Below are 12,903 nucleotides of genomic sequence, written 5' to 3' on the forward strand. Positions count from 1 at the left end.
AAAAAGCTTCTCTATATTTTTGTTCAAAGAATCTAAATTTATTAAATGGTGACCATGAAAAAGAATTTAAAATTATTTTTTTCAATGATTCTTATTACTTATAATATAAGTGCAAGTAGTAATATTTTAGCAGATGACGGCTATCCGCAAAGCGAGAGAGACAAAAAATGGGAAGAAATAGGGTCTGCGGCAGGCGGTGAAGGAATAATTTTTAGACCCGGTAAAGTTAAAAACGAATCAACCAAAGCAAGCGGATGTTTGGTTAACAAATATCTTTGGCAAGCTTCAATAGAAACTTTAAGCTTTGCGCCTTTAGCCTCAGTTGATTCAAACGGCGGGGTTATAATTACCGAATGGTATAGTCCTCGCGGTAAACAAAATTTTCGTTTTAAAATAAATATTTTTATTAAAGACGATGTAATCCACCCTGATGCATTAGAGGTAAAAATATTTGAAGAAATACTTAAAAATAATAATTGGCAGCAAAGTGATAGTAAATCCGACCTTGCTCTTATTCTTGAGGATAAAATTTTAAGAAAAGCACGTGCTCTTTACATTAATGCCGATAGAAAATAATAAAATTATGAAAGATATCGAAGAGAAATGGCAAAAAATTTGGCATGATGAAAAGGCTTTTGAAGTCTCAAATAATAGCAATAAACCCAAATATTACGTGCTGGAGATGCTACCCTACCCTTCGGGGAAAATCCATGTCGGACATGTACGCAATTACTCTATCGGTGATGTAATAGCAAGATTCATGACGGCAAAAGGCTTTAACGTACTTCATCCGATGGGCTGGGATGCTTTTGGGCTTCCTGCCGAAAACGCCGCTATCAAAAATAACTCGCATCCGAAAGAATGGACTTACGAAAATATCGCAACTATGCGTAAGCAATTGAAGTTTATGGGTTTTTCCTATGATTGGTCTAGGGAGATAACTAGTTGCGATCCCGATTATTATAAACATGAACAAAAATTCTTTTTAGAATTATATGAAAAGGGTTTAGCTTACAGAAAAGAATCGCTTGTTAATTGGGATCCCGTTGATAATACAGTGCTTGCTAATGAGCAGGTAGTAGACGGACGCGGTTGGCGCTCCGGCGCGTTAGTTGAAAAACGTTATCTTAATCAGTGGTTTTTAAAAACCACTGATTATGCAGAAGAATTATTAAACGAGCTACAAAATTTGACAGACTGGCCTGATTCCGTTCGTTTTATGCAAGAAAAATGGATAGGTAAATCAATCGGCGCTAATTTTCATTTTCAAATTAAGGATTATCAAGGTACTAGCATTGAAGTATTTTCAACTAGACCGGAAACTATTTACGGCGCAGCTTTTGTCGGAATTGCTTTTAACCATCCGATAATTGAACAGTTAGTAGAAAAAACACCGAAAATAACTGATTTTATTACTAAATGTTCAAATGTCGTTAGTAACCTTGAGCTTGATAAGGCCGAGAAAGAAGGAATATTTACCGGTCTTTATGCGATTCACCCGTTTGATGCTAATATCGTTATGCCGGTTATTATTACCAATTTCGTTCTAATGGATTACGGCACGGGTGCAATTTTCGGCTGCCCTGCTCACGACGCACGCGATCATGAGCTGGCAATTAATATGAGCCTTCCTATCAAACGGGTAATAAATAATGATGATATTCTAATCAACTCTGATTTCCTAAACGGCTTAACTGCTTCGGATGCAAAACAAAAAGTTATCGAGGAGTTTGAAAAGCTTTCCATAGGTAAGTCCGTTACTAATTATCGCCTAAAAGATTGGGGGATATCTCGGCAAAGATTTTGGGGCTGCCCTATTCCGATGATTCACTGCGGGGCTTGTGGGGTAGTTCCTGTACCTTACAATAATTTACCCGTTACATTGCCTGATGACGTAACATTTGACGGACATGGTAATCCGCTTGATAACCATCCTAGTTGGAAACATGTTAATTGTCCGAAATGTCAGCAACCGGCAATTCGTGAGACGGATACGTTTGATACGTTTTTTGAATCTTCTTGGTATTTTACCAGATATTGCCGACCTAATGCTGAAAAGATGACCGATAAAGCCGCTTGCGATTACTGGCTACCGGTAGATCAATATATCGGCGGTATTGAGCATGCCGTTATGCATTTACTATATGCAAGATTTTTTACCAAAGTAATGAATGAACAAAATTATTTAACTATTCGAGAACCTTTTACCGGCTTATTTACTCAAGGGATGGTCTTACATGCGACTTATCAAGATGCTAATAATAATTGGTTATATCCTGATGAAGTTATAAAACAAGGAGATAATTTTGTTCATAAAGACACCGGTGAGAAAGTAAAGCAAGGGCGCATCGAGAAGATGAGTAAATCTAAAAAGAATCTTATTGATCTTGAGACCATGCTAGCTAATTACGGAGCCGATGCAATCAGGCTATTCGTGTTATCCGATAGCCCGCCGGAAAAGGATTTAGAATGGTTGACAAGCGGCATTGAAGGCTGCACACGCTTTATTATTAAATTTGAAAGTATGGGAATATTAGCGTCAGTAATAAAAATTGCCCCTAGTACTACGTATAATAAGGAACTCAATAGGTTAATTCACTCTACAATAAAACATGTCGGCGAGGATATAAAATATTTTCGCTTAAATAAAGCTATTGCTAGAATGCGTGAACTATTTAACGGCTTGGAGGAAGAACTAAAAAAAGAAGAATTTGCAGATACAAGAACTTTTGAAAGAGGTTTTACTATTTTAACTCAGCTATTAAATCCGTTTATTCCGCATACTACTGAAGAAACTTGGCGAACGCTAGGCAATCAAACTCCTCTATATAAGGGAACATTTCCGGATTTTGATGAGTCTTTGCTTACGCCGGCGGCTTATATTATGGCAATTCAAGTTAACGGTAAGCTTCGAGATACCTATGAATTTACTATTTTTGCTGATGAGGAAGAAATAAAAAAAACTGTTACCTCTTTACCGAAAATCCAAAAATTTTTAGAAGGAAAAGAACCGAAGAAAATTATTTACGTACCGAAGAAGATCGTGAATATTATTTGTTAGAAATGGATACTCAAGTCAAAAATCTAAATCTGCATAGCAAATAGGGGGAGAGAAGCCGGGGATCCTATCTTGTAATAGCAATCTGAAAGACGGGCGTGACTTTATTAACGAATACCAGTGTTTAATATGAGGCCATTTTTCCCAATAAATTTCGCCAAAATAATCAAGAACCGATAAATGACAAGCACCGGCAATATCGGCGGCACTAAGAGAATCCGAAGCGATAAAGCTTCTTTGCTCAAATAGATTTGTCATATATTCTAAATGACGGTTTAAATTATTTTTAGCAGCACGCAAAAATTCCGTTCTTGGGCTACCCATATTTGAAATTGATCTTATTACTTTTTCATCGATAATAATTTTTGTTACTTCACGATAGAATTTATCGTTAAACCAAGAAAATAATCGACGAGTTTCACAACGTATATTTACGTCTTCATCTAAAAAATTAAAATTTGGATATTTTTCATGGATATACTCAATAAAAGGATAAATTCCGATTATAAATAATTCATAAGATTCTTCTAAAACCGGTAAAGTGCCGGCAGGATTTATTTTTAAAAATTCTTTATTGAATTGCCAATAATCTTCTTTAATCATTGTAAACTGAATATCCAGTTCTCTTAAAAATACTCTTGCTTGTCTTGATAAAGGGCAGATAGGATAATGGTATAATTTTTTCATTATTTTATGACTATTCAGTCTTAGTCGGCATCTTACTTTTCATTTCATAGGAGTATATAGCAAAAAGTGCGGTGTCATACCGTGGCTTGCCCCACTAGTGTACGAACGTTTAAATAAAGAGGTAAAAATTCTGTCATTCCGTGGCTACGACCACGGAATCCAGCTTATAATATCATAAAAAGATTCTAAAATAAGTCTAATATGGCTTTATTTTCCTGGATGCCGTGATCAAGTCACGGCATGACACAGCCTTTTTTCAACGTTCGTACAGTAGTGGGTCAAGCCACGGTATGACACTGTACATATGGTCTATAAGCCGGATTCTGTAAGGACTATAGAGCGGTTAAGCTATTTCATCCATTGCAGTTATTTATCTGGGATAAATGTTACCATTTACCTCAAGCAATCCACCCGCGTTACAACCGGTTAGAGATGCCCGGGAACATGAAGTTCTGTAACGCCTATTTGATTTTGCTCCTGGCGGGGTTTTCCATGCGTAGTTTGTTACCAATCTACCGGTGCGCTCTTACCGCACCTTTTCACCCTTACCGAAAAAATCGGCGGTTTATTTTCTGTGGCACTATCCCTTAGGTGTTCTACCTCGCTGGGCGTTACCCAGCACCATATCTCTATAGAGTCCGGACTTTCCTCGTGAAATTCGGAAGAATTTAAACACGCAACTGCACGACCGTGTTAATTATGCTAAATTTTCCCCTTTTAGTCAATGATATTTAAAAAAAAATTTTATTCAGTAAATTCATATATTCTTAATTTATTATTGCGGCTATTTCCCTCATACTATATTATAAAATAGTTATAATTATTTTTGCTATATGAATAAATTAATTTACTATTTCGGGACTAGCGGCAGCGACGGTAATGCCGGCATGAAAAATATACTCGGTAATAAAGGCGCAGGGCTTGCCGAGATGTCTAATTTAAATCTTCCTATTCCCGATGGCTTTACTATTACTACCGAACTTTGTAATTATTTTTATAACCATAATCATAGTTTTCCTAAAAATTTCAGCAGTGAATTAAAAAAGGCTATTAAAAAGCTTGAGATAACTACCGGTAAAATTTTCGGCGATAGTAAGAATCCCTTATTATTATCGGTACGCTCAGGCTCAACAATTTCTATGCCCGGTATGATGGATACCATTCTCAACCTTGGTATGAACGATGAAGTTTGCACCGCACTTGCTATTTCTAGCAATGATAAACGTTTTGCCCTTGATAGTTATAAACGGTTTTTGGAAATGTACGGCTCGACCGTGTTATTTATACAAGCTGATTTATTTGATCAAATATACGAAGCGCATAAGATTCAAGCCAATATTTATAGAGATAACGATGTTACGATAGAAATTTTAGAAAAAATAATCGAAGATTTTAAAAAGATAATTATAAAATATACCGGTCAATTAATTAGCGATCCTTACAGCCAGCTAGAAGCAGCAATTAAAGCGGTCTTGCAATCATGGATGAGCAATAGAGCGGTAATATATAGAAGAATTCATAATATCAGCGAAACATTCGGTACCGCTATCAATATCCAATCTATGGTTTTCGGTAATTTAGGTGATAATTCGGCAACGGGCGTAGCGTTTACTCGCTCCCCTTCTACCGGTGAAAAAGGAATCTTCGGAGAATTTTTAATAAATGCGCAAGGCGAAGATATCGTATCCGGTACACGTACCCCCTTCCCTATCGTTTCAAAGGGTATAGGTTCAACTCCTTCGATGCAGATAGTAAAGCCGGAAATATTTGCCGAATTAGAAGAAATTTGTAAAAAACTAGAATTACATTATCTTGATATGCAAGATATAGAATTTACTATAGAAAATAATAAGTTGTATATTTTACAAACTCGCAGTGCCAAAAGAACTGCGCTTGCAAGTATTAAAATTGCCGTGCAGATGGTTCAAGAAAAATTAATTTCTAAAGATCAAGCTATAATGCGCATCGATCCTGAATCACTAAACCAGCTGCTGCATACAAGAATTGATTATAGTCAAAATCTTACTGCTATAACCGAGGGCTTACCGGCTTCCCCCGGAGCTGCAACGGGTATTGTGGTTTTTTCTCCTTATGACGCCGAAAAAATGTCTCATCACCATAAAGTAATTTTAGTTCGGCATGATACTAGCCCCGAAGATATCAACGGCATGCATGTCTCAAGCGGAATTTTAACCGTTAGAGGCGGCATGACCTCACACGCGGCGGTGGTTGCAAGAGGTATGGGGAAACCCTGTGTTTGCGGTACGAATAATTTAATAATAGACGAGAAAAATCAATTATTAAAAGCAGGCGGTATAACTATTAAACAAGGTGAAATGATAACAATAGACGGTGGAACCGGCAAAGTTTTTTTAGGGGCAGTGCCGTTAATTCAGCCGGTTTTTACCGAAGAATCGGAATTAATTTTAACTTGGGCTGATGAGATAAGTCATTTAAAAGTTCGAGCTAATGCCGAAACCGTCCTGGATGCGGCAGTATCTCTAAAATTCGGCGCTAGAGGAATAGGGTTATGCCGCACCGAACATATGTTTTTTGATAAAAATAAGATTCCATTAGTTAGGGAAATGATTATTGCCCCTGACATAGAAAGAAGAAAACACGCAATAGATAAGCTATTACCTTTGCAGATTGAGGATTTTAAGGCATTATTTCGTATTATGCAAGGTAAACCGATAAATATTAGGTTACTCGATCCGCCTTTACATGAATTTTTACCGACAACCGAATTTGACAAACAAAATTTAGCGGATAATTTAAATTTACCGTTATCTTTAATTCATCAACGTTTGCATGCGATGCATGAAACAAACCCTATGCTTGGGCATCGTGGCTGCCGTTTAGGTATCTCATCGCCGGAGATTTATCAGATGCAAATAGAAGCAATTTTTACGGCTATGTATGAATTACACCGCGCAGAAAATATAGATTGCATTTTAGAATTAATGATTCCCTTAATTAGCAATGTTAATGAGATAAAAAAATTAAAATCTTATATCTACGAAATAGTGAATGACCTACAAAATCGCTATAAATATAAATTTTCTTTCATAATCGGTACCATGATTGAACTACCGAGAGCCGCTTTAAATAGCAGAGAAATAGCCAAGGAAGTCGATTATTTTAGTTTTGGTACTAACGATTTAACTCAAACTACTTATGGTATTTCACGCGATGACGTAGCTTCATTTTTTCCGTATTATCTAGAAGAAAAGATTTTTGATTTTGATCCTTTCACTATTTTAGACGAAGAAGGAGTCGGAGAACTAATCGGGATTTCTATAAAACGTGGAAAAGCTAGTAAAGCTAGTTTAAAACTCGGTGCTTGCGGAGAGCATGCAGGCAACCCGGCGTCCATAGATTTTTTTCATCGAATGAAATTAGATTATATTTCCTGCTCCCCTTACCGTATCCCCATCGCACGAATAGCTGCTGCACAAGCAAAAATTAAACATAATTAATTTCAATTAAGGTAAAAGTTAATCTAGATTAACTTTTACCTTGTTTCTTTTAAAAATAGTATTATATTATCATCCAATTTTTCTAATGAGATTGGCGTTGTCGCATGGCTCTAAAAAAGTGTCGTATGTCATTCTAGCTAAAAGCGGGAATTTAGGCTTTTTTTTGTCATGCTGAACTTGTTTCAGTATCTATTGAAAAAGATCCTGAAATAAATTTAGGATGACTATTAATTTTCTGGATTCCCGCCTGCGCGGGAATGACATCGAAAATTCGAGTCATGCAACAACGCCAATGAGATTTATAAATTAGAAAAATATATTTAGATAAGTTAAAAAGGAAAAATAACTATGGTCATTACAAATAAAGAAAAATACATAAATAAACCTATATCCCCTAGCTTAAAAGAAGAAAATACTTCTCCCTATCCTTCTGCTCCCTCTTACAACCCTCTTTATTCACCTCATCCTAACACTTATACGGTACTTTCTGATATTTTAGCGATATTATCCGATAGTTTCGATCAGTACCATATATTACCTCCTATATTAGAACGGTGCTTAGGAGATACAACATTTGATTGGAAGCAAAAAAACCTAGAAGGATCATCTATTATTAAACAATTAGTAAAAACTGATTGTTCTGTATCATTACTAAAAAAAGTTTTAGACAAAATTGATAATAAAAGTGATTTATATGAAGCACTAATAAATACAGATAATTCTACCGCAATTAAGTTGTTAGCTTCAAAAATATTAAATTCTAATGAAATAAGTCCTTATGAACATTATGCCTACGAACAACTAAAACATGACAAATTAGATTCTAGTATTTATAAAGATATGCTAGCTCTTACTCCTGAAAAATATCTTGATTATGTTTTAAATTTAAAAAGTAACTCTCATTTAAAAGCTAAAGACATATATCAACTACAAAAAGATATATTAAAAATATGTTCCAAAGATAACGCGATTAATAAAACTATTCTTGATAAATTAGTAAAAAATGGGGATTCAAAATTACTAGAAAAGTTTTTAGAGATTCAAAAAGATATAGGAAAAACATCTTTAGAAGATAGCGTTAAGAATACAGATAATTATCATTTAGTTAAACCGTTAATCTCAAAAATATTCAAGGAGCATCACTCTGAAATAACCCCTTTAGAGGAGAAGGCACTTACCGCTTATTATAACTTCACAAAGGCAAAAGATCAGAATAATATAAACATGATGGTTCACTCTACACGTAAAATGACTGATAATCTTAGCAAGTTTTATATGAGTAGTAAAAAACATAATGAAGCTCAGTTAATAAATCCATTTATTAATAAAATGAAAGAGGAGTTAAAATCATCAATTGCAGGAGATGATATACCGTTAAGTAAAAAATCTTCAAAGAACTTAATAAAAATATTAGATGTTAATAATGATTCGGTAGTGATTAATAAGTTGATAAGTAAAAATCAGCATAGCGAAAAACACCTTATCAAGAAACTTTCTTCAGATTCTGAGAGTTATGAAGATGCACTTAATAAATTTATTTATATCAAGGAGACAGATAAGATAGACTCAAGTAATAATGACGCTAACTATTATTCTTATTGTCAAAATATATTTGAAAATACCTGGGATAGTATACAAACTATAGGAGAAAACGTAGCATGGTATAGCAAATTCTTATCTTTTTAGAGTTGACTTTTAACCCCAACTATGGATAAGAATTATCTATAATTCGCGTTACTTTAACCTTAGCATCAGGGGGGCGGATATAAAGAGGTTCTATAGAATCGTTTATATCTTGCCCCGTATTGAGCTTGGCAGCTACATATTTACAAATAATTGATGCCTTGACTCCGGCAAAACGCGGTAGGATTATTAAATTCGGTAAATGCTTAATTTTAGAATAAATAAATTCTGCACCGCTACCGGCGCAAACTATATTACCTTTTTCTTGTGCTAACAGATTAATAGCAAAATCATAATCTATTAGCACCGGCTTACTTGCCTCACCGATTTTGTTAAAAACTTGGCTATATAATTGCCCCCGATAAGCATTTAAGAATATGTATATCTTATCATAATCTTTAACCTGCTCTATTGCCCTAAAATAAGCAAATTCAAAATTACTTACCGCCACCCTATTGATTTTTGTACCGAATAAAATACCTTTAGCCACTGCCAAACCGATTCTAATACCCGTGAAGCTTCCCGGTCCGTTAGTTACGGCTAAATAATCAATATCATCATAGGTGCATTTACCGCTTTTAAGAACGTCTTCTATCATCGGTAAGATAGTTTCTGCTTGTCTAGAAGGCGAAAGCTCTTCTTGATAAGCTAAGATAGTTTCATTGTCCGAAAGTGCCACGGAAGCGCTATTATTTGCCGTATCAAATGCTAAAATTTTCATTATTTTATATTTAAATTGTGTAGTATAACATAATCAACTCAGCCCCATTTGCATACAAGGGGTCTAGCGGAAGAACACCCATTTTTGCGGCTTTATTTTTTTATCCCTGTTTCCATAAGGTTTTGCGTAATTTTTCTTCCAACGTATCAATCATTTTTTCTAAGTCTATTTTACCGATATTCTTTTTAAAATTATAATGGCCGGTAAAGATAATATAACCCCATGCTATTGGTGAAATTCTAACGAATTGATCAATTACAGCCTGTGAAGCATTTTCTTCAATTATTTTTTGATATAATATATCTAACATAGTGCTGCTGTAAGCAATAATGCAATTGGCTACAAACTTTGCTGCCTGAGCACTTACACGGTTATCAATAATTTTTTTACCTTTAAAAACACCGTTATAAACTTTACGAATTATACCTTGTAGCTGATGATAATTTTCGGTACGGTTGCGTGCAGTTTTTATAGCTTTTCTAAGTTTTATGTCGTTTATCATATTAAGCACATGTATACTTTTGAATATTTTATTGTATTCAAATAGAGCAGAGTTTAATTGGGAGTACCGATCATGCGATGACAGCTTACGAATAATAGTAGTTTGTGTATTTTCCTGCAGGACAAGAGATAGAAGCACCCTAAGAATCCACTTTTCCTTAGATTTAATCAGTGCAACATCAATTTGACCTTTAGGCTTTACTGCTCCTTTACATGTAGAGTGGTACATGTGAGAGTAAAGTTTTTTTGCCTCATCTTTAATATTTTTAATGCTTGGCAAATATCCAATATCTACTGAATCAAGTACTACAAAGTTAACTGGATTAATGGAATGATTATCACCAGTAACATAATTAATTGCAATATTAGATTTATTTCCACAAACAATATCGTATAACCCATGCCCCTCATACTCATTCAGTCCTATACATCTAGCGTTAACTACAACGTGATTGGCTACCAAGGAGTAAATAGATATTCCCTTTCCTTTACCAAAGTACTTTTTAGAATATCTAGATTGAATAGTATTATTGCTTGTTGAGTGTTTCTTGCCATCAGCATCTGCAAGCAATTCTCTATCAAGAAGATTCCATTCCTTAAATATTGATAACCCATTAATATAGTTACTAGTAATATCATTAGCTTCTGACAGGCTTTCCACTCGAATAAAGTCTTGTCTTGTAGAACGTAGAATATTAAGATTAATATCGCATATCTCAGCCATTTGAGGGATATTAAACCCGAAGGCTTCTGACAATAGACAGGCACTTACTGCCGATACTACTGGTTTCTTACGTTTAATATATCTATGTTTGATATGAGTAAATCCATTCCATAAATGCATACGGTCACCAATAAATTTAAGTAAATCAGTGATCTCAATCTTTGGTAAGTTACTAAAAAATGAATCATCTAATTTTTCTTTAGCTTCATAAAGTAATTTCCAAGATATAGTACCTTCTTCATCCTTAGTTATTTCTAAACCTTCATTAGTACCATTATCAATATTTGCATTAGTTTCATTCCATGCTAAATCTAGGTTTTGTAATGTTTTATCAAGGTGCTTATTGCAATAAATAGGTATCTTATGATACCCAAATTTGGTAGCTATTTCTTCAACATTATCAACTAAATTCTCAGGTACGAGATCATAATCTAGATCACTATAGGACAAACTATCATTACAAACTAACCTTCCCTTAGTAATATAACAGTTCATTTTCCAATAGACATAAAATTCGAAGCGGTAAGGATCAAGGTACTCTGAATCATAATCACTCTTAAGGTAAGGAAGTATCCATTTAGCAATTACTAGCCCAATATTATCTGAAGTTTTTACTTTTAGAGCGGCTGGATATCTCCCCTTTGAATAATGAGTTTTCAGGAACTCAATAAGTTTTATCAAATAGCTATTCTGGTTCGCTAATTCAAACCCAACTGCTAGCATTATCGGACGTAAATAACGAGAAAATGACGCAGAAGATTTTGTATAAAATTCCCATTTAGCCAAGGTTTTATCAAAGGTTTTGCCCTCAATAAAAGCTGCAAGTAATTCAAATTGAGCTTTTGGCAAAATAGTATATGCCTCTTGGATCAATTCATCGTAACTGCACCCTGTATCATTTTTTTCTTTAGATGGAAACCATTTAAGAAATTTTGCTAGCTTTGGAAACTCCAATACAATTTCAGCACTATGGTGTATAGAAGCAACGTTAGCATGATTTTTTGCTGCTTCTATAATAGAAGCCATGTGGTGTTGAAATGTAATAATTAGGTTATCCATAAATTGCCGGTAACGGTTATAAAGAAAACATACTAAGTATAGCCATTGTTGTGTTTCTCCCATTTTTCTGAGTCTCGAAGCATAATAATTTTCTGCTAGCTCCCCATAATACTTGATACCATTTTTAGAAATACCTAATTGAGGAATAAAAGATTTACAAAATTGGTACAGTTCCTCAATCTTTTGTACTTTCTTAATTTCCAGTTTTACGGCGGTATACTGAAAATTCTTTTGATCGCATCGCATACTATTGAGCTGTCTAATACTTCCATCATTATTTACAACTTCTGTAAGTTGCTGTTTAATATTATCCGGAATAAAAGATATAATATTGTTTAATCGAGCTTCTTCAGTGCTGAATGCTTTAGAAAATATGTCTTGTAATGTTCGATATTTTGGTATAACAATACGTTCATTTTCAAAATATTTAAATAGCTCTCTTAAGCTGCTTTGGGCTTTGGGGTAATACCGTATTAATTCCAATAAATGGGTCATAATCACAACTGTAAGACTAGGTGTCCAATCAGTATAACGATGTAATTTTAAAATAGTATTTTGCTGAGCTTTAATTTTTTCTCGGTAAGGTTTATCAGTCAAAGTATTTTGAGATTGAGTAAAATATCTATTAATCAAATAGGTTACATCATCTAAAATCTCTTCAAAATTAAAATTATAGAATTGTTGAGTTGCTCTGAAGTAACCTAATTGCAATATAAAATATATTTTTAGCTTCAAAGTTCGATATTCAAGCAATAGTGTATGATCACTATTGGATAAAGCAAAAAAAGTCTCTCTATCCTTTTCGGTAAAGACTGGAAGGCTATATAATTCCTCAATTTCAGCATTTGAGAGTAAAATAATTCTAGTTTTTTTATTCATGGTTCATTTAAACGAGGATTATTATTAACCGGTTTTATATAATGAAAAAGATACAAAAATCAGAGCAAAAGAGTTAATTATTGCTGTCCACTTTATCAAGGTTCAAGTAAGC

General features: G+C 34.2%; 7 protein-coding genes and 1 other RNA gene. 4 read left to right on the forward strand and 4 right to left on the reverse strand.

The window, feature by feature from the left end; translation table 11 throughout:
* Window positions 1-54: 54 nt before the first annotated feature.
* Together AAHM91_RS04020 and leuS are read left to right on the forward strand one after the other, a co-directional pair.
* On the forward strand, window positions 55-576 hold the full coding sequence (locus tag AAHM91_RS04020) for a DUF3576 domain-containing protein (protein ID WP_341792682.1): 522 nt from the start codon (window positions 55-57) through the stop codon (window positions 574-576).
* A gap of 7 nt (window positions 577-583) precedes the next feature.
* Window positions 584-3,061, forward strand: a complete 2,478-nt coding sequence (gene leuS, locus AAHM91_RS04025; RefSeq protein WP_342270726.1) for a leucine--tRNA ligase — start codon at window positions 584-586, stop codon at window positions 3,059-3,061.
* Between the two features lie 15 nt (window positions 3,062-3,076).
* Here leuS and AAHM91_RS04030 read toward each other — a convergent pair whose 3' ends face one another.
* Window positions 3,077-3,745 carry a glutathione S-transferase family protein gene (locus tag AAHM91_RS04030; RefSeq protein ID WP_342269961.1) on the reverse strand — a complete coding sequence of 223 codons (669 nt, stop codon included), beginning with the start codon at window positions 3,743-3,745 and terminating at the stop codon, window positions 3,077-3,079.
* A gap of 296 nt (window positions 3,746-4,041) precedes the next feature.
* An RNA gene (gene rnpB, locus AAHM91_RS04035) (RNase P RNA component class A) lies at window positions 4,042-4,441 on the reverse strand.
* Between the two features lie 137 nt (window positions 4,442-4,578).
* On the opposite strand from rnpB, the gene ppdK reads away from it, so the two are divergent.
* Both ppdK and AAHM91_RS04045 read left to right on the forward strand, forming a co-directional pair.
* Window positions 4,579-7,224, forward strand: coding sequence for a pyruvate, phosphate dikinase (gene ppdK, locus AAHM91_RS04040; protein ID WP_341792684.1), 2,646 nt, complete (start codon window positions 4,579-4,581; stop codon window positions 7,222-7,224).
* Between the two features lie 348 nt (window positions 7,225-7,572).
* Window positions 7,573-8,910, forward strand: a complete 1,338-nt coding sequence (locus tag AAHM91_RS04045; RefSeq protein WP_342269962.1) for a hypothetical protein — start codon at window positions 7,573-7,575, stop codon at window positions 8,908-8,910.
* Window positions 8,911-8,929: 19 nt separating this feature from the next.
* On the opposite strand, the gene tsaB is transcribed toward AAHM91_RS04045, so the two are convergent.
* Both tsaB and AAHM91_RS04055 read right to left on the reverse strand, forming a co-directional pair.
* Window positions 8,930-9,628: a tRNA (adenosine(37)-N6)-threonylcarbamoyltransferase complex dimerization subunit type 1 TsaB gene (gene tsaB / locus AAHM91_RS04050; protein WP_342269963.1), complete on the reverse strand. Its 699-nt coding sequence runs from the start codon at window positions 9,626-9,628 to the stop codon at window positions 8,930-8,932.
* Window positions 9,629-9,728: 100 nt separating this feature from the next.
* Window positions 9,729-12,791 (reverse strand): Tn3 family transposase, encoded by a 3,063-nt coding sequence (locus tag AAHM91_RS04055; RefSeq protein WP_342269929.1) that lies wholly within the window; start codon window positions 12,789-12,791, stop codon window positions 9,729-9,731.
* Window positions 12,792-12,903 lie beyond the last annotated feature (112 nt).

Source organism: Rickettsia endosymbiont of Orchestes rusci, from assembly GCF_964030945.1.
Taxonomy (GTDB): domain Bacteria; phylum Pseudomonadota; class Alphaproteobacteria; order Rickettsiales; family Rickettsiaceae; genus Rickettsia.